We start from the raw sequence: 22,035 nt of genomic DNA on the forward strand, positions 1-22,035 counted from the left end.
TCCTCCGGGTCAGAACCCCCGCCACGTCTCGACTTCCTCGACGAAGCGGTGGACATCCATGTAGCGGTTGTACAGCGGGGCAGGGGAAATGCGGATCACGTCCGGCTCGCGCCAGTCGCCGACCACGCCCACGGACATCAGGTACTCGAACAGCTCGCGCCCGCGGTCGCGCCCGCCCGCGACGCGCAGCGACAACTGCGCGCCGCGCTGTGCCGGATCGGCGGGTGTGACGATCTGCAGCACATCGGCTAGGCGTGCCCGGATCAGGGCCTCCAGCAGGCCGGTCAGCTTCAGCGACTTGGTGCGCACCGCCTCCATGCCGCCGGCCTTGTCGAACAGCTCCAGTGAAGCGCGCAGGGGGGCCAGTCCCAGGATCGGCGGATTGCTCAGCTGCCACCCTTCGGCGCCCGGCGTGGGCACGAACTCGGGCCCCATGCGGAAACGGGAGTTCTTTTCATGACCCCACCAGCCCGCGAAACGCGGACGGTCCGTCTCCGCGTGCCGCGCATGCACGAAGCAGCCGGCGACGGCGCCCGGTCCGGAGTTGAGGTACTTGTAGTGGCACCACACCGCGAAATCCACCCCGCTGTCGTGCAGCCGCAACGGCAGGTTGCCCACCGCGTGCGCCAGGTCGACGCCGACCACGGCACCCTGCGCATGGCCGAGCCGCGCGATCTCCGCCAGGTCGAACGCCTGGCCGGTGCGGTACTGGATGCCGGGCCACAGCACCAGCGCCAGGCGCGGGCCGTGTTCGGCGATGGCACGCTCGATGGCGGCCATCGAGAACGTGCCGTCCTGTTGGTCCGGCTCCACTTCGATCAGGTCCGTCGCAGGATCGAAGCCGTGGAAGCGGATCTGGGACTCCATCGCATGCCGGTCGGAGGGAAACGCCCCGGCTTCCATCAGGATGGCCGGCCGCTCCGTGGTAGGCCGGTAGAAGCTCACCATCATCAGGTGCAGGTTGGCGGTCAGCGTGTTCATCGCGACCACTTCCAACGGCTGCGCGCCGACCAGTCGCGCCAGGGGCTCGCGTACCAGTTCGTGGTAGGTCATCCATTGCGCGCTGCCGGTGAAGTGGCCCTCGACGGCCTCGTTCGCCCACTTGTCCAGCACTTCGTTGACGTAGCCGCGGGCACCCTTGGGTTGCAGGCCCAGCGAGTTGCCGCAGAAATAGATCTGGTCATTGTGCTTGTGGCGCGGAATCAGGAAGTCGTTGCGGAGCGGCCGCAGCGGGTCGGCGGCGTCGAGCGCGATGATGTGGGTACGGGACAGCGGGTCGGTCATCGGGTTGGATAGGGTCGGTAAGTTGTAGGAGCGACGTCAGTCGCGACCAGAGTGTGTCGGTAGCAATGGCATCGGATTGGCCGATTTCCCGCGGAAAAAGTGAAAGTCGTCGCGATGTCCTGCCACACGGTCGCGACTGACGTCGCTCCTACAGACAGCGCCATCATAGGAACCTCGACACCGGCAGGCCCAGCCATTCCAGCGCCGTACCGTGATAGAGGCGTGCCTGCTGCGTGTCGTCCAGGCCCAGAGCCGCGATGCCCGCCCCGGGTTCCTGTTCGCCCAGCGGGAACGGATAGTCGGTGCCCAGCATCACGCGCTCGTGGCCGACGGTGTCCAGCAGGTAGCGCAGTGCGCGCGGATCGGCGACCCAGGAGTCGAAGTACACGCGGCCCAGGTAGTCGCGCGGGTTGCGGGGGTTGTCGGTGGCCACCAGGTCCGGGCGCATGTTGAAGCCATGCTCGATGCGGCCAATGGTGTACGGGAAGCTGCCGCCGCCGTGGGCGAAGCAGACCTTCAATTCGGGCAGGCGCTCCAGTACGCCGCCGAAGATCAGGCAGCAGGCCGCGCGCGACTGCTCCGCCGGCATGCCGACCAGCCACGGCAGCCAGTACTTGGGCATCGACGTCGCGCCCATCATGTCCCAGGGATGCACCAGGATGGCCGCCCCCAGCTCGCTCGCCGCCTGGAAGAACTCGAACAGCTCGGGCGCATCCAGGTTCCAGTCGTTGACATGGCTGCCGATCTGCACGCCCTGCAGGCCCAACTGGTCCATGCAGCGCTCCAGCTCCTGCACGGCCAGGCGCGGCGACTGCAGGGGCACCGTGCCGATGCCGGCATAGTGGCGCGGGTAGTCGCGGCAGGCGGCGGCGGTATGGTCGTTGAGCGCCTGGTGCAGTTCCAGTGCGTGATGCGGCTTGGCCCAATAGCTGAACATCACCGGCACGGTGCTGATGACCTGCACCTGCACGCCGAAGCGGGCGTAATCGGCGATGCGCTCTTCCGGGTCCCAGGTCTTGGGCCAGATTTCGCGGAAGAACTTGCCGTCCTTGTAGATGCGGTGGCGGCCGTCGTCGCCGTGGTGGATCACCGGAAAGCGCACGTCCCCATACTTGGCGGCCAGGTCGGGCCAGTCGCGGGGCAGGAAATGCGCATGAGTGTCGATCTTCAGCATCGTGGGATTGTAGGGGGGACGTGCCCGGAATTCGCGCTGCAGTGCCGAACGCGACCATCACTGAAATCGCGTTCGCCGTCATCGTTCCAGCGCGTCGGACACGCGCTCGCAGGCGGCGATCAGATCGTTGACCAGGCGTCGGTCGACGTCCACGTGGCCCTCGTACTCGGCCAGGTTGCGCAGGTCGTGCGCCTTGGCTAGGACGCGCCACACCTCTGGGCCCAAGCCCAGGGTATGCGGCAGCACCTGGAATACGATGTAGCGGTGGCGGGCGCGGAAGCCCGCGCGGCGTAGCGCCGCCAGGCTCATCGCGTGCGCGGCGTTGTATGCCAGGTCGAAGCGGCTCTCCAGCGACAGCGCCTCGTTGTGGGCGTCGGCCAGGCGTGCGAGTCCCGAGCGGAGCAGGCCGGCGGTTTCCTTCTTGTCGGGTGGCTCCGGGCTGAGCGGGCCGCTGTGGGCGGCCAGCTTCTCAAGCGGCGAGGGCATCTTCGCCTCCGGTCAACCATTGCCGCGGCTGTTGCAGTACGCGGCCGACGAAGCTGTTGCCGGCATCCAGGCGGCTGCGCAACCCGTCGCGCGCGTATACGGTGGGATTGATCGGCCGGCCCAGCCGTTCCGCGACGGGATGCAGTGCCAGCATGATCTCGGCGTAAGCCAGGTCGTCCGCAATCACCATCAGATCGATGTCGCTGCGGGCGGTGTCGCTGCCCTTGGCGATCGAACCGTACAGGAACGCGGCATGGATGCGGTCGGACAGCGGTGCCAGCGCTTCGCGCAACGGCTCGGCCAGGCCGAAGGTCTTGCGGACGATGGAGACGAGTTCATCGTGGATCGGGGCGTCGGGGTTGGCGCGATAGCGCTTCTGGTTACCGACATGCTCGACGGTCAGCAGGCCGCTGCCGGCCAGACGGGCCAGCTCGCGCTGGACGGCGCCGCTGCCGGCGCCCGTGGCCTGGATGAGCTCATTGACCGCATAGCTGCGCCCTGACTCGCCGAACAGGCAGGCCAGGACGCGTTGCTGGGTGGTGGTGAACAGCGCCCCGGACAGGCTGGCCGCGGCATAACGCGCCGCGGCCTCGCTGACCTTCCCGGGACGGAGGGAGTCGTTCATGCCCATATCGGGCACGATAATGCCCAGATTGGGTAAGTGCAAGCTCAGGTGATGTCGGCCTGCGAGTCCGCCTGCATCTCGTAACGGCTCGGCCGGGGGTTCAGGTGGCCGCAGGCCTTGCAGGTGCGCAGGTCGTCGTTGCGGTAGAAGGCTTCGAACACGCGGAAGAAGTCCTGTTCGATGTCGCTGAGGTGGAAGTATTCCTCGTACACCTTGTGGTTGCAGCGCTCGCAGAACCAGAGCAGGCCATCGTCCTCGTGCGGCAGGCGTTTGCGTTCGATCACCAGTCCGACCGAGCCCGGCATCCGCTGCGGCGAATGCGGCACGCGCGGGGGCAGCAGGAAGATTTCCCCGGCGCGGAGCGGGATGTCGCGCGGGGCGCCATCCTCCTGGATGCGCAGCACCATCTCGCCCTCCAGCTGGTAGAACCACTCCGGGCCTTCTTCGTAATGGTAGTCCGTGCGCTGGTTGGGGCCGCCCACCACCATCACGATGAAATCCCCGTCGTAGATGCACTTGTTGCCGACGGGCGGCTTCAGCAGATGGCGGTGTTCCTCGATCCAGGCCTGCAGGTTGAGCGGGTTCGGCAGCATGTCAGCGGCGCTCCGGCACGTGCGCGACGCACTTGAGTTCGATGGAGATGGGCGTGGGCAGGGCCGTGATGCCCAAGGTCGTGCGGCAGGGCGCACTGGCGGCATCCGGAAAATACTCGGCCCACCCCCGGTTGTAACCGCCGAAGTCGCCCTCCATGTCGGTCAGGTACACGGTGACGTCCACCAGGTCATCCCAGTGGGCGCCGCTGGCCTCCAGCACGGACCGGACATTGGCGAACACCGCGCGCGCCTGCGCCTCGATGCCGGGAGGGATGGCGTCGGTGGCCGGATCGCGCGGGCCGATGCCCGAAAGGAACAGCAGGTCGCCTACCCGCCGAGCATGCGGGTAGCGGCCGACCGGCCTGGGCGCGGCGGCGGCCTGCACGCCTTCATTCATCGCGCTTGCCCTTGGGCGGCACCGAGGCGAGGGCACGCTGGTAGGCCGGCTGCAGTTCGTCCTGTGCGGCCACGTCCATGCCCAGCTCGCGCACGCGCCCATCGAACAGGCTGTAGACCCAGCCATGGACCGCCAGCGGCTGTCCACGCGCCCACGCATCCTGCACGACAGTGGTCTGGCAGACGTTGAAGACCTGCTCGATCACATTCAGCTCGCACAGGCGCGCGTGCCGCAGGGATTCGGTATCGACCTGCCCCAGCAGGTCCGCGTGCTTCATCGCCACATCGGCCACATGGCGCAGCCAGTTGTCGGCCAGGCCCACGCGCAGGCCGGTCATGGCCGCATGCACGCCGCCGCAGCCGTAGTGACCGACCAGCAGGATGTGTTCGACCTTCAGGATGTCGACGGCGAACTGGATCACCGACAGCGCGTTGAGGTCGCCATGCGACATCACGTTGGCGATGTTGCGATGGACGAAGACCTCGCCGGGGTCCAGCCCGAGGATCTGGTTGGCCGGTACGCGCGAATCGGAGCAGCCGATCCACAGGTAGCGGGGGGACTGCTGCTGCGACAGCCGCTTGAAGAAGCCCGGGTCTTCCTGCTTGATGCGGTCGGCCCAGTCGCGGTTGTTCTGCAGCAGTTTCTCGAGTTCGGAAAGTTCGCTCATTCGTTGGGTTCTTCCTCAGCGCAATGCGATGCAGACGTTCTTGGGTTCGGTGAAGAACCGCATGGCCTCCAGGCCGCCCTCGCGGCCCAGGCCGGACGCGCCCGTGCCGCCGAACGGCGGGCGCAGGTCGCGGGTCATCCAGGTGTTGATCCAGACGACGCCGGCGCGCAGCTGCGCGGCCAGGCGGTGGGCGCGGTCCAGGTCGCGCGTCCAGACGGTCGCCGCCAGTCCATAGTCGCCGGCATTGGCCAGCGACAGCGCGTGCGCTTCGTCCTCGAAGGACTGCAGCGTCACCACCGGACCGAAGATCTCCTCGCGGTTGGTGGCGGCCTGCGGGCCCAACCCTTCGATCACCGTGGGCGCGATGAACCAGCCGGGCCGGTCCAGCGCGTGCCCGCCGGTCAGCACGCGCCCGCCTTCGACGCGGGCACGGGCGATGCAGCCGAGCACCTTCTCGAAGTGCGCCTGCGACACCATCGCGCCCAGCCGGGTGGCCGGCCCGTCCAGCGGTCCGGTCTGCAGCGCGCCGGCGCGATCGATCAGGGCTTCTCGGAATTCGTCATGGATCGCCTGCTGCACCAGCAGGCGCGAGCCACACAGGCAGATCTGGCCGGCGTTCTGGAAGGCGGAGCGGAGCAGGGTGTCCAGGTGGGCGCGCCAGTCGCTGTTGGCGAACACCAGCGTGGCGTTCTTGCCGCCCAGTTCCAGCGAGACCTTCTTCAGCTGCGGCCCGGCCAGTCCGGCGATGCGCCGGCCCACCGCGGTGCTGCCGGTGAACGACACGGCCTTGACGGCCGGATGCAGCACCAGCGGTTCGCCCACGGCCGGCCCGCTGCCGTGCACGATGTTCAGTACGCCACGCGGCAGGCCGATCTCGGCCGCCAGCGTGCCCAGCATCGTCGCAGTGGCGGGTGTGATCTCGGACGGTTTGGCCACCACGGTGTTGCCGGCGGCCAGCGCGGGCGCGATTTTCCAGGTTAACAGGTAGAGCGGCAGGTTCCACGGCGATATCGCGGCCACCACGCCCAGCGGTCCGCGCAGCGTGTAATTGAGCCCGGCCTCGCCGTGGTGCGATTCGCTGGCGAACTGCGTGGCCGCATGCGCGAAGAAGCGCAGGTTGGCGACCGCCCTGGGAATCTCGATGTCGCGCGCCAGCGCCAGCGGCTTGCCGGCATCGCGCGACTCCGCCGCCGCGAAAAGCGCCAGCCTGGCCTCCAGCGCGTCGGCCAGCCGTTCCAGCCAGCGGGCGCGGGCGCTGGGCGCCAGTGCGGCCCACGACGGAAAGGCCGCTTCCGCGGCCTCGACGGCCTCCAGCACCTCGGTCTCGCCGCCATCGGCGACCTCGGCGTAGACCTCGGCCGACGCCGGCTCGAAGACGGGACGCCAGGCGCCTGCGGGGCGCGGTTCGCCATCGATGAAGTGGCCGTAGCGTTCCATGCCCACTAGCTTAACCCGGCTGGCAAGCCCCTTCCGGGTGGGGTCAGATGGACTGCATGCGGCCGCCGTCGACGGCCAGGCTGACCCCGTTGACATAGCCTGCGGCGGGCGTGGCGAGGAAGGCGATCGCCGCCGCCACCTCATGGGCCTCCGCGAAGCGCCCTGCGGGCACCGAGGCCAGCATCGCCGCGCTGACGGCGGCTTCGTCCTTGCCGGTGGCCTGCACGCGGTCGCGCAGGATCTGCTCCAGGCGCCCGGTACGCGTGTAACCGGGCAGCACGTTGTTGACGGTGATGCCGTAGGCCCCCAGTTCCTTCGATAGCGTCTTGGCCCAGCTGGCGACGGCGCCACGGATCGTGTTGGAGACGCCGAGGTTGGCGATGGGTTCCTTCACCGAAGTGGAGACCACGTTGATGATGCGGCCCCAGCCGGCGGCTCGCATGCCGGGTACCGTCAACTGCGCAAGCAACTGGTTGGCGAGCAGGTGGCGGTGGAAGGCGGCCAGGTAATCGTCGGCAACGGCGTCGAGGGCGCGCCCGCCGGGTGGGCCGCCGGTATTGTTGACGAGGATGTGAATCGGGCGGTCTGCGGCGAGTGCCGACACCTTGGCCTGCAGTGGCGCGGCGTCGGCGACATCGACGGCGATGCCGTCATGGTGCTGTTCGCCGGGGGTACGGGGCAGGGCGGCCATCACCTCCGCCAGTACATCGGCGCGACGCGCCAGCAGCGTGACGCTGGCGCCCAGCAGCGCCAGTTCATGGGCGGCGGCGCGGCCGATGCCTTCGGAGGCGCCGCAGACGAGGGCATGCCGGCCGGTGAGGTTGAGGTCCATGCGGAAGGTCCAGGACGGAACTGAAGCGAGTGTAGCCTTGTGGGAGCGACGTGAGTCGCGATGATCTCCCTCCCTCCAGGCGCGGGGCCGGGATACCGCTTCGCGACTTACGCCGCGCCCATGTCGTCTGCCCGAGGGGCCAGGCGCTCGCGCATGAGGTCGGCGACCGCCACGTTGTCTTCGCCGCCGAGCCGGTACAGCGCGGCGGCGGCCCCCTCGACATTGGCGACCGGATGGTTCTGGCTGAGCTTGAACTTCAGCTCGACGCGGTCGACGGTGAAGCGGAAGCCGATGATCCCGCGCAGCTGACGGACATGATCGTCGCGGTCGTGTTCGAAGCGCCAGTCGTTGCCGACGCGGGCCTCGTTCGCCTGGCTCAGGCGATCCACGATCGAAGCCAGTCGATCGGTGTCCTCGGGACTCTCCAGCGTGCCGTGCAGATGGGCGACGGCGTAGTTCCAGGTCGGCACACGGGCCGCCTCTTCCTTGTCCGCGTACCAGCCCGGCGACAGGTAAGCGTGCGGACCATGCACGATCACCATTGCGGGCCCCGCGTGGCGCGCCTGCGGATTCGGCCGGGCCCAATGCCCTTCGATCACGATCCGGTCGCCGTCGCGCGCATACAGCACGGGCAGATGGCTGACAAAAGGCAGTCCATCGGCCACGGTGACTAGGGTGACAAAGGCGTCGCGCTCGATGAGCCGGTCGAGTCCGGTCAGGTCGGTTTCTGCAAACGCGCGCGGCGTGTACATCGTCGGGTCAGGCGCGGGCGCCGAGCGACTGCACCATCAGCGGCACCAGCGCGGCATCGTCGTCGCCCTGCGGCGGCTGCACGCCGGCCAGCGAGAAGCCGCGTGCCATGGCGTCGTCCTCGTCCAGGCCGTCGAAGGCGACGAACTCGGCATCGAACAACGCTGCGCGGGCGCTGTCCTCGCTGTCGTAGGGCAGGGTATTACCGTCGCTGTCCAGTACTTCGGCGGTACCGGCTTCCAGTACGCGCAGGCGCGCCCAGATCAGCGTGCGGCCGAGCGAAGCCAGGTACCAGTCCTCACGGAGAAACGGGGTCATGCGAAGGCCTCCGCCCACAGCGCCAACAGGCCCGCCATCGCCAGCCCGAAGAAGATCACGCACAGCGAGATGCGTGCCGGTGTCGCCAGCCCTGACAACGAGGTGTCCGGGATGCGGCGGTAATCGCCCGACAGCAGCCAGCGCAGGGCGACAGGCTTGAGGAATGCGCCTTCGCCCCATTGCGCGCCCAGGGCGGCATGGCGGTCGCGGACGTGCACCAGCGTCAATGGCCAGAAGATGACGAAGGCGCAGAAGCCCGCGATGGCCACGCCGACGAAGCAGAGCGCGAAGAACAGGAGCATCAGAACTCCGCGTTGCCGGGTGCGCGCGGGTAGGCGATCGCGTCGCGGATGTTGGACAGTCCGCAGACGTAGACCACCAGCCGTTCGAAGCCCAGGCCGAAGCCGGCGTGCGGCACGCCGCCGTAGCGGCGGAAGTCGCGGTACCACTGGTAGTGCGCCGGATCCAGGCCGAACTGGGCCATACGCGCATCCAGCACGTCCAGACGCTCCTCGCGCTGGCTGCCGCCGATGATCTCGCCGATGCCCGGTGCCAGCACGTCCATCGCGGCAACGGTGCGGCCGTCATCGTTCAGGCGCATGTAGAAGGCCTTGATGTGCTCGGGGTAGTTCATCACCACCACCGGGCGGCCGACGTGCTCTTCGGTCAGCCAGCGCTCGTGCTCGGTCTGCAGGTCCAGGCCCCATTCGACCGGGAAGTCGAACTTCTTGCCCGACTTCTGCAGCAGGTCGATCGCGTCGGTGTAGTCGATCCGCTCGAACGGCGCGTTGATGAACGACTCCAGCCGGGTGATCGCGTCCTTCTGCACGCGCTCGGCGATGAAGGCCATGGCGTCCGCGCGCTCCGACAGCACCGTGCGGAACAGGTATTTCAGGAAGTCCTCGGCCAGGTCGGCGTCGGCTGGCAGGTCGGCGAATGCGATCTCGGGTTCGATCATCCAGAACTCGGCCAGGTGGCGCGTGGTGTTGCTGTTCTCCGCGCGGAAGGTCGGGCCGAAGGTATAGACCTTGCTGAGGCTGAGGCAGTAGGCCTCGACGTTCAGCTGGCCGGACACGGTCAGGAAGGTCTCCTTGCCGAAGAAGTCGCGCGAGAAGTCGACCTCGCCCTTGCCGTTGCGCGGCAGGTTGGCCAGGTCCAGCGTGGAGACGCGGAACATCTGCCCGGCGCCCTCGGCGTCGGAGGTCGTGATGATCGGGGTGCTGATCCAGTAGAAGCCGCGCTCATGGAAGAAGCGGTGCACCGCCTGCGCCAGGCAGTGGCGGATGCGGGTGACCGCGCCGAACAGGTTGGTGCGCGGACGCAGGTGGGCGAACTCGCGCAGGTACTCCAGCGAGTGCTGTTTGGGCTGCATGGGGTAGGTGAGCGGGTCCTCGACCCAGCCGACCACCTCGATCGACGACGCCTGGATCTCGAAACTCTGGCCCTGGCCCTGGGAGGCCACCAGCGTGCCGGTGGCGATGACCGAACACCCGGTGGTCAGGTGCTTGATCTCGGATTCGTAGTTGGGCAGCGAATCGGGGGCCACCACCTGGATCGGCGCGAAGCACGAGCCGTCGCTGACGTTGACGAAGGACAGGCCCGCCTTGGAATCGCGCCGCGTGCGCACCCAGCCGCGCACCGTGACCTCGCCGCCGGCCGGGAGCTTGCCCGCCAGCGCATGTTCGACGCTCACCACCGTCATGGCTTGAATCCTTCGGTAACAGACATATTTATGGAACGCGGAGTTTAGCAAGAGCCGCACGGCCGACGGTGCGCCCGCGGCTATAATTCCCGGTGTCGCACAGGAGCAGCCCATGGCCATCACCCTTACCCCCGTCGCCCTCGAACGTGTGCAGCGTTTCGTCGCGCAGACGCCGGGCGCCCTGGGCCTGCGGTTCGGCGTGACCCGTACCGGCTGCTCCGGTTGGGGACACGTGGCCGACCTGGCGCGCGACGAGCGCGCGGGCGACACGGTATTCGAGTTCGACGGAGTGAAGATCTACGTGGACGCGACCAGCCTGCCGCTGGTGGATGGCACGGAGATCGATTTCGCCAAGCAGGGCCTGTCCGAGACCTTCACCTTCCGCAACCCCAACGCGGCGGCCGAATGCGGTTGCGGCGAGAGCTTCACCACCTCGGCGGACGCCGCCTGAGCGATGTCCAGGGGCAGGACTTGCCCCTAAGTGACTGACCTGCCATACTTTCCTGCTTCCGACCGCTGACAGGCGGCCGGGTCCTTGCCCCACCGCGTCCGTTCCGGGCGTCCGGGGGGCTGTTCCGCCCGCGGGATATCCCGCCGGGCCCACATCCGAAAGGTAAAAACGATGCGTCACTATGAAGTCGTGTTCCTGGTCCATCCGGACCAGAGCGAGCAGGTGCCGGCCATGATCGAGCGCTACAAGGCGCTGATCGAAGGCGGCAACGGCAAGATCCACCGTCTGGAAGACTGGGGCCGCCGCCAGCTGGCGTACCCGATCCAGAACCTGGTGAAGGCCCACTACGTGCTGCTCAACATCGAGGCCGACCAGGCCGTGCTGAACGAGCTGGTCGAAAGCTTCCGTTTCAACGATGCGGTGCTGCGCAACCTGGTCATCAAGCGCGATGGCCCGGACACCGAGCAGTCCCTGATCATGAAGAACAAGGACGAGAAGGGCGACAAGCCCGAGCGTGGCGAGCGTCGTCGCCGTGACGACGAGGAAGGCGAGGTCGGCAATGCCGCTTCGACCGAATCCGACAACGCCGAAGCCGCCTGAGGAGACCACCCATGTCCAAGTTCTTCCGTCGCCGCAAGTTCTGCAAGTTCACCGCCGAAGGCGTGAAAGAGATCGACTACAAGGATCTCAACACCCTGCGCCAGTACCTGACCGAGAACGGCAAGATCGTGCCGAGCCGCGTCACCGGCACCAAGTCCCGTTACCAGCGCCAGCTGTCCACCGCGGTCAAGCGCGCCCGTTTCCTGGCGCTGATCCCGTACACGGACAACCACGACGTGTAATCCAGGGCCTCCCCGCACGGGGAGGTTCTTCTTCCTACTGTCATTCGGACAGCCAATCGCTGCAGGCCTCCAGCCTGCTAACGAATACGGAGCAATACGATGGAACTGATTCTTCTGCAGAAAGTGACCAACCTGGGCGTCCTGGGCGACAAGGTCAACGTCAAGCCGGGCTACGGCCGCAACTACCTGGTGCCGCAGGGCAAGGCCGTGCCGGCGACCGCCGCCAACGTGGCCGAGTTCGAAGCCAAGCGCGCCGAGTACGAAGCCAAGGCCAAGGCCGTGCATGACGAGGCCGAAGGCCGCGCCGCCAAGCTGGAAGGCGCCAGCGTCACGATCACCGCCAATGCCGCCACCGAAGGCAAGCTGTTCGGTTCGGTCGGTCCGCGCGACATCGCCGATGCCTTCACCGCCGCCGGCCTGCCGCTCGAGAAGAGCGAGGTCATCATGGGCGAAGGTGCGCTGCGCAACGTCGGTGAGTACGAGATCGTCGTGAAGCTGCACGCCGACGTGCAGACGACCGTGAAGGTCGTGGTGCAGGCCGAAGCCTGATCGATCCGCGCATCGCTGCATGATGCCGACAGACGGGCGCCGCAAGGCGCCCGTTCTGTTTGGTGGGTCCGCTGCGTCGCAGACGCTGAGATGCCCACCGGTTATCCACACACTTATCTGCAACACCCAAGGGCATGGACTGCCTACCATGTCCGGCCGTGCGGCCGTCGCCCCGCATGCGCCGCAGGAGCTAGTACCGCCCATGTCCGCACGCACCGGTTTCCGCCAGGATCCTCACGACGCCCGCATCGAGCAACTCCGCGTGCCGCCGCACTCGATCGAGGCGGAACAGGCGGTGCTCGGCGGCCTGATGCTGGCCCCGGAAGCCTACGACCGCATCAACGACAAGCTCACGGCCAATGATTTCTATCGCCGCGACCACCAGCTGATCTACCGCGCCATCGCGGAACTGGCCGAGAAGAACCGCCCGTTCGACGCGGTGACGCTGGGCGAGTGGTTCGAATCGCAGGGCCACATGGACCTGGTCGCCGGCGGCGCCTATCTGGTCGAACTGGCCAGCACCACGCCGTCCGCCGCCAATATCGCCGCCTACGCCGAGATCGTCCGCGACAAGGCGGTGATGCGCCAGCTGATCGAGGTGGGCACCGAAATCGTCAACGACGCATTCCAGCCCGAGGGCAAGGAAAGCGACGAGATGCTGGCGATCGCCGAGCAGAAGGTGTTCGCCATCGCCGAACAGGGCGCGCGCGGCCGCACCGACTTCGTGGCGATGAACGATGCGCTGAAGGACGCCTTCGAGGTGCTGCGCGTGCGTTCGGAGAGCGGCGGCACCGTGACCGGCCTGCCGACGGGCTACACCGAATTCGACATGATGACCGCTGGCCTGCAGCCCACCGACCTGGTGATCCTGGCCGCACGTCCGGCCATGGGCAAGACCACGTTCGCGCTGAACATCGCCGAGTACGCCGCCATCAAGTCGAAGAAGGCCGTGGCGGTCTTCTCCATGGAAATGTCGGCAGGCCAGCTGGCCATGCGCCTGATCTCCTCGGTCGGCCGCATCAACGCCACCCGCCTGCGTACCGGCCAACTGGAGGACGAGGACTGGAGCCGCGTGACCAGCGCGATCCGCATCCTGAAGGACCAGGCCAAGGTCTTCATCGACGACACGCCCGGCCTGTCGCCCGACGTGCTGCGTTCAAAGGCGCGCCGGCTGAAGCGCGAGCACGACCTGGGCCTGATCGTCATCGACTACCTGCAGCTGATGTCCGTGCCGGGCAACAACGAGAACCGCGCCACCGAGATTTCCGAGATCTCGCGCTCGCTGAAAGGCTTGGCGAAGGAACTCAACGTGCCGGTGATCGCGCTGTCGCAGCTCAACCGATCGCTGGAAACGCGCACCGACAAGCGCCCGGTGATGGCCGACCTGCGCGAATCGGGCGCCATCGAGCAGGACGCGGACATGATCGTCTTCATCTACCGCGACGACTACTACAACAAGGAAACCTCGCCCGACAAAGGCCTGGCCGAGATCATCATCGGCAAGCAGCGCTCGGGTCCCACCGGCTCGTGCAAGCTGCGGTTCTTCGGCGAGTACACGCGCTTCGACAACCTGAGCCACGACAGCATCGGCGCATTCGAGTAGGCCGCAGCCCCCAACGCGAGGCGCGGGGCGTAGTACGCTGGGCGACGCGCGCGCCGCGCCCACCCAGGGGATGCCGACAGGCATGGGGGCGGTATCGGAAGCGGGGTGGCGCAGGCGGTGGCCAAGGACGCCAGTGGACTCGCCGTGGTCGGGCGACAACGGCGGGACATGACCGCCAACGAACTTGAGGCAGGTAATCGGGTGGCCAGTCGGTCGGGCGAAGGCATGGGGCGTTTGCATGGCGGGCGGGTCGTACTCGTCGTGCTGTTGTGGCTTGCACTGGTGCAAGCGGCGGCCGCACTCGATGTCCAACGCCCGCTGGCCCAACTCCACCACACCGCCTGGCGGGTCCAGGATGGCGCGCCGGGCCAGATCACCGCGCTTGCGCAGACGACGGACGGATATCTCTGGCTGGCCACGCAGATCGGGCTGTACCGCTTCGACGGCGTGCAGTTCGAACGCTATGAACCTCCGGCGGGCGAGGCGCTGCCCGCCACCAGCGTCTCCGCCCTGCATGCATCGCCCGACGGAGGACTGTGGGTCGGCTTCCGCTACGGTGCGGTCAGCCATATCGACGGGTCGCGGTTGAGCCACTACGGCCAAGCGCAGGGCCTGCCCAGCGGCACCGTCTTCAGCTTCGCCCGCGATGCGGACGGTCGTCTCTGGGCCGCCACGTTCACCGGGCTGGTCTATCTGCAGGGCGGGCGATGGCATGCGCTGGGCCCGCGCTGGCAGTATCCCGGCCGACAGGCGCGAACCGTGTTCGGCGATGCCGAAGGCACGTTGTGGGTGGCCAGCGAGCAGGGCGTCGCCTACCTGCCGCGCGGCGGCACGCAGTTCCAGCGCGTGCAGGCGCGCGTGGGCAGGATCAGCCAGATCGCCCAGGGACCGGATGGCGCCATCTGGATCGCAGAAGCCGATGGCGCGGTGCGTGCGCTGCCCGTGCCAGGCCGGCCGACGCCCGCACGGACGTTGCCGCTGGCCTCCGCCGGGCTGCTGTTCGATCGGGATGGCGCGCTCTGGGCCACTACGCTGGGCGATGGGCTCTACCGATGGACCGGCGAGGCGGCCTCACCGTTCGAAGGCTTCCGTCAGCGCGAGGGACTGACGTCCGACTATGCGTTGCCGCTGCTGGAGGACAGGGAAGGCACGCTCTGGATAGGCAGCAGCCGCGGCCTGGACCGGTTCCGCCATGCGAACGTGGTGCTGGCCCCGCTGCCTGACGGTGCGCACGATTTCGCCATCGTGGCGGAAGAGGGCGCGGCCGTGCTCGTGGGCAGCCGCAACCGTCCCCTGCTGCGATTGAAGGGAGGCCGGCAGGAAACCCTGCCGCTGGCCCCGCCATTGACGGCAGCCTACCGGGACCCGACCGGCATGGTGTGGCTGGGCGGTCCGAAGGGAATCTGGACCTTGCGCGACGGAACGCTCGCTCCCGGCGTTCCCCTGCCGGTGAGCCGCTACTCGGGCGTGCAGGCCATCACCCGCACTTCCGACGGCTCCGTGTGGGTATCACTGAACACACCCGGTCTCCACCGCCTGCAGGACGGCCGCTGGACCCACCTGCGCGACCTGCCCGGCACGCGCGAGGGGGCGTCGCCGTTGACCCTGCTTCCCGGAGCAGACGGCCGTGTGTGGATGGGCTTCGCGCACAACCAGATCGCGTCCATGCGCGAGGGCAGGCTGCAGGTCTTCGGACTTCCGCAAGGCCTCGATGTGGGCAACGTGAGTGCGCTGCAGCAGGGGCGCGCAGGCCTGTGGATCGGAGGCGAGCGCGGACTGGCACGCATGCGCGGCGACCGTATCCAGACGCTGCGCGCGCAGGCCGACAGCCCCTTCCGTGGCATTTCCGGCATCGTGGAGACAGCGAACGGCGACCTGTGGCTGAACGGTGCGCGCGGGATCGTCAGGATTCCGGCAGCATCCATCGAAGCGATGTTCGCCGGCACCTCGGCCGCCGCCTACGATCTGTTCGATTTCCTCGATGGGCTGCCCGGCGTTCCCGCGCAGTTCCGTCCCATACCGACCGCGCTCCAGGCCGGCGACGGCCGGCTCTGGTTCGCCACCACCAGCGGCGTGGTCACGATCGATCCGGACCGTATCCAGCGCAATCCGTTGCCGCCACCCGTCAGCATCCATTCGCTGTCGGTCGATGGCCGTCCCTATCGCCTGGAATCCGGTCCGCTGCGCCTGCCCGCCGGCGCGCGCAACCTGCAGATCGGCTACGCCGCCTTGAGCCTGGCCATCCCGGAGCGGGTGCGCTTCCGCTACCGGCTGGAGGGCTACGATCAGGAATGGCAGGAGGCCGGAACGCGCCGGGTGGCCTACTACACCAACCCGGGGCCCGGGGACTACGTGTTCCGCGTGCTGGCCGCCAACAACGACGGCGTCTGGAACGAGACGGGTGCGCGCATCGCGTTCTCGATCGCGCCGCGCTACTACCAGACCACCTGGTTCGCGGCAGCCTGCGTGACGGCAGCGGCCGCGCTGCTGTGGGTCGCCTACCTGCTGCGCCTCCGACGGGTATCGAGGCAGATCCACGACCGCCTGCAGGAACGCCACCGTGAACGCGAGCGCATCGCCCGCGAGCTTCACGATACGCTGCTGCAGAGCGTGCAGGGGCTGATCCTCCGCTTCCACGCCGTCGCCCGTTCGCTGGGACCGGGCGCCCCCGCGCGCGATGCGCTGGACGCGGTGCTGGAGCGTGCCGACGACGTGATGGTGGAGGCGCGCGACCGGGTGCTCGATCTGCGCGCCACCGCGCGCGGCGGCTGCCTCGCCGACATGTTCGCGAGGATGGCCGCCGAACTGGAGGCCGGTCCCGAGCTGTCCATCCGTGTGTCGGAGGAAGGAAACCGGATGCCGATCGACCCCATCGTGCAGGACGAACTGCTGCAGATCGGACGCGAGGCGATGCTCAACGCCTGCCGCCACGCAGGGGCCCGGTATATCGGCATCGCCATCGAGCAGAACGCCGCCTACCTGGCGGTCAGCGTGCATGACGACGGCCGGGGCATCGATCCCGACGTGCTGGACCGGGGAGGCCGTGAGGGGCATTGGGGTCTGGCGGGCATGCGCGAACGCGCGGCCCGCATTGGCGCCCGCCTGGACATCACATCCGGTCCCGGCGAGGGCACCCGCGTGGAGGTGCAGGTACCGGCTGCCGTGGCGTATCGCCCGCGGACCGCCTGGTGGCGGCGCCGGATGGGGCGGCACCGCGCTTAGGCCAGCGCGACGGAAGTCCGCTCACCTAGCATTCCGCCCCCCTTCCGGCGCGGCAGAGCACACGCGCGCCGCTACAATCGCGCCATGCACGGATCCGATGCTTTCGACGCCGCCGCTTCGTTCCGCCCTGAAGCCAATGACCGGCCCACGCGCATCCGCGTCGACCTGGACGCACTGAGCCACAATTTCCACGCACTGCAGGCGCACGCCGGTGTGCCCGTCATGGGCATCGTCAAGGCCAATGCCTACGGACATGGGCTGGTACCGGTCGCGCGCCACCTGCAGGCGCAGGGCATCGGACAGCTGGGCGTGGCGCTGGTGGAGGAGGGCATCGCGCTGCGGCGCGCGGGCGTGACGGTGCCGATCCTGGTGATGGGCGGCATCCACGCGCCGCAGGTCGGCCAGTTCCTGGCCTGCGATCTCGAAGTGACCGTCTCCTCGATCGCCAAGCTGCGCCAGGTGGAACAGGCGGCGGCCTCGCTGGGACGCCAAGCGGTGATCCACCTGAAGGTCGACACTGGCATGGAACGGATCGGCGTACACAGCGAGAATGCGGAGCCCTTGATCGAAGCGGCCGTTGCCTCCCGCTGGTGCACCGTGAAAGGCATCTACTCGCACCTCGCCTGTTCGGACGATCCGGCCTCGCCGATGACGCACGAACAACTACACCGCTTCCTCGATGCATGTCGGCACTTCGACCGCATCGGCGCCCCCATGCCGCTGCGTCACCTGGCCAATTCCGGCGGCGTGCTGCATTTCCCCGACACCTGCCTGGACATGGTCCGTCCGGGCATCGCGCTGTATGGCGTGATGCCGGACCCCGCCTCGCGCGCCACGGTGGCCCTGAAGCCGGCATTGTCGCTGGTGTCGCAGGTGGTCTACTTCAAGGTGGTGAAGGCCGGTCGGACGGTCAGCTACGGGGCTACCTGGACAGCGCCGGCGGACACGCGCGTGGTCACCGTGCCGATCGGATACGGCGACGGTTACCCGCGTTCGCTTTCGTCGCGCGGCGAAGTGCTGGTACGCGGCCAGCGCCGTCCCATCATCGGCCGGGTGTGCATGGACCAGTTCATGGTCGATCTGGGCCCTGGCGGAACCGCGTACAACGAGGACGAGGTGGTGCTGATCGGCGCGCAAGGCGACGACGCGATTTCCTGCGAAGCGGTCGCGCATGCGGCGGGCACGATTCCCTACGAGATCTTGACCGGTCTCAACGCGCGCATCCCCCGCGAATACGTCGGCGGTGCATCCAGCGGCGGGCCGGCTGCGTAATCGGCAACGACGTCCGAAGGCTGCGCTCATGCCCAACGCCCTTGTCTGGTTCCGCCACGATCTGCGCCTGGACGACAATCCCGCCCTGCGCGCGGCCTTGGACCAGGGATTCACTCCCATTCCCGTCTACGTGCATGCGCCGCAGGAAGAGGGCGAATGGAGCCCCGGTGCCGCTTCCCTTGCGTGGCTGCACCGGTCGCTGGCGGGGCTCGATGCGGACCTGCGGGGACGCGGGTCGCGCCTGCTCCTGCGCGAGGGGCCCAGTGCGCCTGCGCTGCAGGCGCTGGTGGAGCAGACCGGTGCGGTAGCGGTGTTCTGGAACCGCAAGTACGAACCTGCCACCCAGCCGCGCGATGCCTCGCTGAAGAAGAGGCTTCGTGAGCAGGGCCTGCAGGTGGAAAGTTGCAATGGCTGCCTGCTGTTCGAACCCTGGGACCTCGCCACGCAGCAAGGTGGGCCGTACAAGGTGTTCACGCCGTTCTGGCGGTCGGCGCTTGCGCAGTGGCGCGCACCGGCGACGTGGGATGCGCCCGGCGCGCTGCCCGCATTCGAAGGCGCGTTGCCGGGCGAGTCGCTCGATGCCTGGCGCCTGGCACCGGCGCTGGGCTGGGATGCCGGCTTCTGGAAGGTCTGGACGCCGGGCGAGGCCGGTGCGCGCGAGGCATTGGAGGTCTTCATCGATGGCGCGCTCAACGGCTACCGCACGGACCGCGATCGTCCCGACCGCACGGGCACCTCGCGGCTGTCGCCGCACCTGCATTTCGGCGAAATCGCCCCCTGGCGGATCACGGCCGAACTGGAGCGCGCGCGCACGGCCGCCAACAGCGCCGACATGGACGGCTACATCCGCGAGCTGGGCTGGCGCGAGTTCGCCTACCACCTGCTGCACCACTTCCCGCAGACCACCACGCAGAACCTCAACCCGCGCTTCGCGCATTTCGACTGGGCGAAGGTCGACCCCAAGGCCCTCGAGGCCTGGCAGCGCGGTCGCACCGGCGTCCCCATCGTCGACGCCGGCCTGCGCGAGTTGTGGGCCACCGGCTACATGCACAACCGGGTGCGCATGATCGTCGCCAGCTACCTGACCAAGCATCTGCGCTACCACTGGCTGCAGGGAGCGCGCTGGTTCTGGGACACGCTGGTGGACGCCGACCTGGCCAACAACACGTTGGGATGGCAGTGGACCGCCGGCACCGGTGCCGATGCCGCGCCCTACTTCCGAGTGTTCAATCCGGTGACGCAGGCGGAGAAGTTCGACCCGAAAGGTACGTACATCGCGCACTGGGTGCCGGAACTGGCGGCCGTACCGGTCCCGCTGCGTTTCGCGCCGTGGGAGAAGCCCGATGTGATGTCACGCATTGCCCCGGACTACCCGCGTCGGCCGCTGGTCGACCTGGCAGAAGGGCGCGAGGGTGCGCTGGCGGCCTATCGCAAGACGGGCGACTGAACTGCGTTGACGCCTTTCCGCGCCGCATGCTTCACTCGGCGCGGGAGAGGAGGGCAAGCATGGCCACGAAGAAGGCGCAGGCAAGGCCGCGTCGCGAGCCGATGTCGCGGGTGGATACCGCCTGGTTGCGGATGTGTCGTCCGACCAATCCGATGATGATCACCGGCGTGCTGATGTTCGACGAGCCGATGACGCTCGACCGGCTGAAGCAGGTCATCAGGAAGCGTTTCCTCGCCTATCCCCGTTTCCTGCAGAAGGCGGTGGATACGCCGGCCGGCGCGTCATGGGTCACCGATCCGGACTTCGACCTCGACTGGCACGTGCGCCTGTCCGCACTGCCGGGACGGCACGACCCGAAGTCCGAGAAGAAGGCGCTGGAGCGCTTCACCAGCCAGATGGCGTCCACGCCCTTGGACAAGACCAAGCCGCTGTGGCAGTTCCACCTGATCGAACGCTACGGCGCCGGCTCCGCGCTGGTGGCTCGCATCCACCACAGCTATGCCGATGGCATCGCGCTGGTGCAGGTGCTGCTGGCGCTGACCGATACCAGTCGCACGCCGGAGGTCGGCAAGGACCTCCGATCGGCGTGGCTGAAAAAGGACGGGGCCGAGGTCGTCCGCCGCGTCGGCGCCATCGATCGCTACGTGCAGATCGGCGGAAAGATGCTGGGCAAGGGCATGGAGATGATGCAGGACCCCACGCTGGCCACGATGCTGGCGAAGGAGGGCGGCGAGATCGGCCGCGAGCTGCTGCACGCGCTGTCCCTGTCCGACGACCCACCCACGCTGCTGCGCGGCAAGCTGGGCGTCAGCAAGCGCGTGGCCTGGGCCGAGCCGCTGGACCTGGAAGACGTGAAGGCGGTCGGCCGCGCCTGCGACTGCACCGTCAACGACGTGCTGATGGCCGCGGCCGCCGGCGCACTGCGCAGCTATATGCTGGAGCGTGGCGAGCAGCTCGAAGGGGTGACCCTGCGCGCCACGGTGCCGGTGAACCTGCGCCCGCTGGAACACGCGCGCAAGCTGGGCAACCACTTCGGCCTGGTGTTCCTGGACCTGCCGGTGGGCGAGGACAATCCGATCCGCCGCCTGGAGCGCGTGGCCGACTGCATGCGTGACCTGAAGAATTCTCGCCAAGCCATTGTCGCATTTGGACTTCTTGCCGCACTTGGCATGGCGCCGGCGGCCGTCCAGGGCGTGGCACTGGAGCTGTTCTCGCGCAAGGCGACTGCGGTGGCGACCAATGTGCCGGGCCCGCAGCAGCCGCTCTACATGGGCGGCAGCCGCGTGCGCGAGATGATGTTCTGGGTGCCCCAGACCGGTTCCATCGGCATCGGCGTGTCCATCCTCAGCTACAACGGGCGCGTGCATTTCGGCCTGATCGCCGACGCCAAGCTGATCCCCGATCCGGATGCCGTCATCCGGCGCTTCGGTCCGGAGTTCGACAAGCTGCTGTACCTGGCGCTGATGGGCGATTGGGAGCGGACGCTGGATGCGCCGGGGGCCGTCGCGCTGATGGCGTGATCCCCGACGCTACCTGAATGAACAGGGCTCAAATCGCATGTTGTGAACATTTTGCTGGGTAGGCTTGCGCCCGTTCCGGTGCATTCCGCGCACCGCCCAGGAGGATGTATGAATGCGATGCTGAAGACCGGCGCCCTCGCGGCGCTCACCGTGACGCTGCTCGGCGGCTGCGCCAGCTATACCGGCCAGACCAACGATCCCAATGATCCCAACCGCACCCGCACCGGCGCCCTGATCGGCGCGGGTATCGGTGCCGTGGCCGGCCTGCTCAGCGGCAGCGACGCCACCGAGCGTCGCCAGCGCGCCCTCGTGGGCGCGGGCATCGGCGGGCTGGCGGGCGGCTCCATCGGCGCCTACCAGGATCGCCAGGAAGCCGAACTGCGCCGCCAGACCGCCGGCACCGGCATCGATGTCAGCCGCGACGGCGACGTCATCAAGCTCAACCTGCCGGACGGCGTCACCTTCGACTTCGGCAAGGCCGAACTGAAGCCGCAGTTCTATCCGGCCCTCAACAACGTGGCCTCGACCCTGCGCGAGTACAACCAGACCATCGTGGAGGTCAGCGGTCACACCGACAGCATCGGCAGCGAAGCGGTGAACCAGCGCCTGTCCGAACAGCGCGCCGCGTCGGTGGGCAACTACCTGATCGGCCAGGGCCTGCAGCGCGAGCGCTTCGAGATCGTCGGCATGGGCAAGCGCTATCCGGTCGCCAGCAATGACACCGACGCCGGCCGTGCCCTCAACCGCCGCGTCGAAATCCGCGTGCTGCCGGTGCGTTCGTAAGCACGCCGCACGTTGCAGTCCGGACGGGCCGCCCTGTGCGGCCCGTCTTCGTTCCGGGACCCCAACGATGCCTGGAGCCTT

General features: G+C 68.1%; 23 protein-coding genes. 10 read left to right on the forward strand and 13 right to left on the reverse strand.

All coding sequences use genetic code 11. The annotated features are described in order from the left end of the window. Nucleotides 1–9: 9 nt before the first annotated feature. The 13 genes from kynU to asnS form a co-directional block, all read right to left on the reverse strand. Nucleotides 10–1,284: a kynureninase gene (kynU, locus tag CSC76_RS04485; protein ID WP_162108840.1), complete on the reverse strand. Its 1,275-nt coding sequence runs from the start codon at nt 1,282–1,284 to the stop codon at nt 10–12. Nucleotides 1,285–1,447: 163 nt separating this feature from the next. After that, nucleotides 1,448–2,458, reverse strand: coding sequence for an amidohydrolase family protein (locus tag CSC76_RS04490; protein WP_162108841.1), 1,011 nt, complete (start codon nt 2,456–2,458; stop codon nt 1,448–1,450). Between the two features lie 78 nt (nt 2,459–2,536). After that, nucleotides 2,537–2,944: a hypothetical protein gene (locus CSC76_RS04495; RefSeq protein WP_162108842.1), complete on the reverse strand. Its 408-nt coding sequence runs from the start codon at nt 2,942–2,944 to the stop codon at nt 2,537–2,539. Then, nucleotides 2,928–3,569 (reverse strand): nucleotidyltransferase domain-containing protein, encoded by a 642-nt coding sequence (locus tag CSC76_RS04500; RefSeq protein WP_162108843.1) that lies wholly within the window; start codon nt 3,567–3,569, stop codon nt 2,928–2,930. Before CSC76_RS04500 ends, CSC76_RS04495 begins: the two co-directional genes overlap by 17 nt. A 44-nt stretch (nt 3,570–3,613) precedes the next feature. Beyond that, the gene (locus CSC76_RS04505; RefSeq protein ID WP_162108844.1) at nt 3,614–4,162 is read right to left on the reverse strand and encodes a 3-hydroxyanthranilate 3,4-dioxygenase; all 549 of its coding nucleotides are present in this window, start codon (nt 4,160–4,162) and stop codon (nt 3,614–3,616) included. Nucleotide 4,163: 1 nt separating this feature from the next. Beyond that, nucleotides 4,164–4,559 (reverse strand): RidA family protein, encoded by a 396-nt coding sequence (locus CSC76_RS04510; RefSeq protein WP_162108845.1) that lies wholly within the window; start codon nt 4,557–4,559, stop codon nt 4,164–4,166. After that, nucleotides 4,552–5,226 carry a carbonate dehydratase gene (gene can, locus CSC76_RS04515; RefSeq protein WP_162108846.1) on the reverse strand — a complete coding sequence of 225 codons (675 nt, stop codon included), beginning with the start codon at nt 5,224–5,226 and terminating at the stop codon, nt 4,552–4,554. Before can ends, CSC76_RS04510 begins: the two co-directional genes overlap by 8 nt. A 15-nt stretch (nt 5,227–5,241) precedes the next feature. Next, nucleotides 5,242–6,663, reverse strand: a complete 1,422-nt coding sequence (locus CSC76_RS04520) for an aldehyde dehydrogenase (protein ID WP_162108847.1) — start codon at nt 6,661–6,663, stop codon at nt 5,242–5,244. A 43-nt stretch (nt 6,664–6,706) separates the two neighbouring features. Beyond that, nucleotides 6,707–7,495: an SDR family oxidoreductase gene (locus CSC76_RS04525; RefSeq protein ID WP_162108848.1), complete on the reverse strand. Its 789-nt coding sequence runs from the start codon at nt 7,493–7,495 to the stop codon at nt 6,707–6,709. A 107-nt stretch (nt 7,496–7,602) separates the two neighbouring features. After that, complete coding sequence (locus CSC76_RS04530) at nt 7,603–8,247, reverse strand: FMN-binding negative transcriptional regulator (protein ID WP_162108849.1); 645 nt, start codon at nt 8,245–8,247, stop codon at nt 7,603–7,605. A gap of 7 nt (nt 8,248–8,254) precedes the next feature. Beyond that, on the reverse strand, nt 8,255–8,563 hold the full coding sequence (locus CSC76_RS04535) for a hypothetical protein (RefSeq protein ID WP_162108850.1): 309 nt from the start codon (nt 8,561–8,563) through the stop codon (nt 8,255–8,257). After that, a complete protein-coding gene (locus tag CSC76_RS04540; RefSeq protein WP_162108851.1) occupies nt 8,560–8,865 on the reverse strand; it encodes a hypothetical protein in 306 nt (101 codons plus the stop codon). Before CSC76_RS04540 ends, CSC76_RS04535 begins: the two co-directional genes overlap by 4 nt. After that, a complete protein-coding gene (gene asnS, locus CSC76_RS04545) occupies nt 8,865–10,265 on the reverse strand; it encodes an asparagine--tRNA ligase (protein WP_162108852.1) in 1,401 nt (466 codons plus the stop codon). The genes CSC76_RS04540 and asnS overlap by 1 nt, the downstream gene beginning before the upstream one ends. Before the next feature lie 112 nt (nt 10,266–10,377). On the opposite strand from asnS, the gene CSC76_RS04550 reads away from it, so the two are divergent. From CSC76_RS04550 to CSC76_RS04595, 10 genes are all read left to right on the forward strand, one after another. After that, the gene (locus CSC76_RS04550; protein WP_162108853.1) at nt 10,378–10,716 is read left to right on the forward strand and encodes a HesB/IscA family protein; all 339 of its coding nucleotides are present in this window, start codon (nt 10,378–10,380) and stop codon (nt 10,714–10,716) included. Nucleotides 10,717–10,887: 171 nt separating this feature from the next. Beyond that, nucleotides 10,888–11,316, forward strand: a complete 429-nt coding sequence (rpsF, locus tag CSC76_RS04555; RefSeq protein ID WP_162108854.1) for a 30S ribosomal protein S6 — start codon at nt 10,888–10,890, stop codon at nt 11,314–11,316. A gap of 11 nt (nt 11,317–11,327) precedes the next feature. After that, the gene (gene rpsR, locus CSC76_RS04560) at nt 11,328–11,558 is read left to right on the forward strand and encodes a 30S ribosomal protein S18 (RefSeq protein WP_055942998.1); all 231 of its coding nucleotides are present in this window, start codon (nt 11,328–11,330) and stop codon (nt 11,556–11,558) included. 99 nt (nt 11,559–11,657) lie between these two features. Further along, entirely contained in the window at nt 11,658–12,107 is a 450-nt protein-coding gene (rplI, locus tag CSC76_RS04565) for a 50S ribosomal protein L9 (protein ID WP_162108855.1), read from the forward strand. Nucleotides 12,108–12,309: 202 nt separating this feature from the next. Then, the gene (locus tag CSC76_RS04570) at nt 12,310–13,710 is read left to right on the forward strand and encodes a replicative DNA helicase (RefSeq protein WP_162108856.1); all 1,401 of its coding nucleotides are present in this window, start codon (nt 12,310–12,312) and stop codon (nt 13,708–13,710) included. A gap of 168 nt (nt 13,711–13,878) precedes the next feature. Next, nucleotides 13,879–16,932 (forward strand): sensor histidine kinase, encoded by a 3,054-nt coding sequence (locus CSC76_RS04575; protein ID WP_162108857.1) that lies wholly within the window; start codon nt 13,879–13,881, stop codon nt 16,930–16,932. An 84-nt stretch (nt 16,933–17,016) separates the two neighbouring features. After that, a complete protein-coding gene (alr, locus tag CSC76_RS04580) occupies nt 17,017–18,204 on the forward strand; it encodes an alanine racemase (protein WP_162108858.1) in 1,188 nt (395 codons plus the stop codon). Nucleotides 18,205–18,232: 28 nt separating this feature from the next. After that, complete coding sequence (locus CSC76_RS04585; protein WP_162108859.1) at nt 18,233–19,651, forward strand: cryptochrome/photolyase family protein; 1,419 nt, start codon at nt 18,233–18,235, stop codon at nt 19,649–19,651. A 59-nt stretch (nt 19,652–19,710) separates the two neighbouring features. Then, a complete protein-coding gene (locus CSC76_RS04590) occupies nt 19,711–21,171 on the forward strand; it encodes a WS/DGAT/MGAT family O-acyltransferase (protein ID WP_162108860.1) in 1,461 nt (486 codons plus the stop codon). A 108-nt stretch (nt 21,172–21,279) separates the two neighbouring features. Continuing rightward, complete coding sequence (locus CSC76_RS04595) at nt 21,280–21,954, forward strand: YiaD family glycine zipper/OmpA-like lipoprotein (protein ID WP_162108861.1); 675 nt, start codon at nt 21,280–21,282, stop codon at nt 21,952–21,954. Nucleotides 21,955–22,035 lie beyond the last annotated feature (81 nt).

The sequence above is a fragment of the Pseudoxanthomonas mexicana genome (assembly GCF_010093385.1).
In the GTDB taxonomy this organism is placed as follows: domain Bacteria; phylum Pseudomonadota; class Gammaproteobacteria; order Xanthomonadales; family Xanthomonadaceae; genus Pseudoxanthomonas_A; species Pseudoxanthomonas_A mexicana.

Excerpts from the sequence above, each read along its gene's own strand:
- CSC76_RS04550 (WP_162108853.1), top strand. The coding sequence starts at position 10,378 with ATGGCCATCACCCTTACCCCCGTCGCCCTCGAACGTGTGCAGCGTTTC.
- CSC76_RS04570 (WP_162108856.1), top strand. The coding sequence starts at position 12,310 with ATGTCCGCACGCACCGGTTTCCGCCAGGATCCTCACGACGCCCGCATC.
- CSC76_RS04500 (WP_162108843.1), bottom strand. The coding sequence starts at position 3,569 with ATGAACGACTCCCTCCGTCCCGGGAAGGTCAGCGAGGCCGCGGCGCGT.
- CSC76_RS04505 (WP_162108844.1), bottom strand. The coding sequence starts at position 4,162 with ATGCTGCCGAACCCGCTCAACCTGCAGGCCTGGATCGAGGAACACCGC.
- CSC76_RS04495 (WP_162108842.1), bottom strand. The coding sequence starts at position 2,944 with ATGCCCTCGCCGCTTGAGAAGCTGGCCGCCCACAGCGGCCCGCTCAGC.
- CSC76_RS04490 (WP_162108841.1), bottom strand. The coding sequence starts at position 2,458 with ATGCTGAAGATCGACACTCATGCGCATTTCCTGCCCCGCGACTGGCCC.
- CSC76_RS04590 (WP_162108860.1), top strand. The coding sequence starts at position 19,711 with ATGGCCACGAAGAAGGCGCAGGCAAGGCCGCGTCGCGAGCCGATGTCG.
- CSC76_RS04510 (WP_162108845.1), bottom strand. The coding sequence starts at position 4,559 with ATGAATGAAGGCGTGCAGGCCGCCGCCGCGCCCAGGCCGGTCGGCCGC.
- kynU (WP_162108840.1), bottom strand. The coding sequence starts at position 1,284 with ATGACCGACCCGCTGTCCCGTACCCACATCATCGCGCTCGACGCCGCC.
- CSC76_RS04585 (WP_162108859.1), top strand. The coding sequence starts at position 18,233 with ATGCCCAACGCCCTTGTCTGGTTCCGCCACGATCTGCGCCTGGACGAC.
- alr (WP_162108858.1), top strand. The coding sequence starts at position 17,017 with ATGCACGGATCCGATGCTTTCGACGCCGCCGCTTCGTTCCGCCCTGAA.
- CSC76_RS04530 (WP_162108849.1), bottom strand. The coding sequence starts at position 8,247 with ATGTACACGCCGCGCGCGTTTGCAGAAACCGACCTGACCGGACTCGAC.
- rplI (WP_162108855.1), top strand. The coding sequence starts at position 11,658 with ATGGAACTGATTCTTCTGCAGAAAGTGACCAACCTGGGCGTCCTGGGC.
- asnS (WP_162108852.1), bottom strand. The coding sequence starts at position 10,265 with ATGACGGTGGTGAGCGTCGAACATGCGCTGGCGGGCAAGCTCCCGGCC.
- CSC76_RS04535 (WP_162108850.1), bottom strand. The coding sequence starts at position 8,563 with ATGACCCCGTTTCTCCGTGAGGACTGGTACCTGGCTTCGCTCGGCCGC.
- rpsF (WP_162108854.1), top strand. The coding sequence starts at position 10,888 with ATGCGTCACTATGAAGTCGTGTTCCTGGTCCATCCGGACCAGAGCGAG.
- CSC76_RS04575 (WP_162108857.1), top strand. The coding sequence starts at position 13,879 with ATGACCGCCAACGAACTTGAGGCAGGTAATCGGGTGGCCAGTCGGTCG.
- rpsR (WP_055942998.1), top strand. The coding sequence starts at position 11,328 with ATGTCCAAGTTCTTCCGTCGCCGCAAGTTCTGCAAGTTCACCGCCGAA.
- CSC76_RS04520 (WP_162108847.1), bottom strand. The coding sequence starts at position 6,663 with ATGGAACGCTACGGCCACTTCATCGATGGCGAACCGCGCCCCGCAGGC.
- CSC76_RS04540 (WP_162108851.1), bottom strand. The coding sequence starts at position 8,865 with ATGCTCCTGTTCTTCGCGCTCTGCTTCGTCGGCGTGGCCATCGCGGGC.
- CSC76_RS04595 (WP_162108861.1), top strand. The coding sequence starts at position 21,280 with ATGAATGCGATGCTGAAGACCGGCGCCCTCGCGGCGCTCACCGTGACG.
- CSC76_RS04525 (WP_162108848.1), bottom strand. The coding sequence starts at position 7,495 with ATGGACCTCAACCTCACCGGCCGGCATGCCCTCGTCTGCGGCGCCTCC.
- can (WP_162108846.1), bottom strand. The coding sequence starts at position 5,226 with ATGAGCGAACTTTCCGAACTCGAGAAACTGCTGCAGAACAACCGCGAC.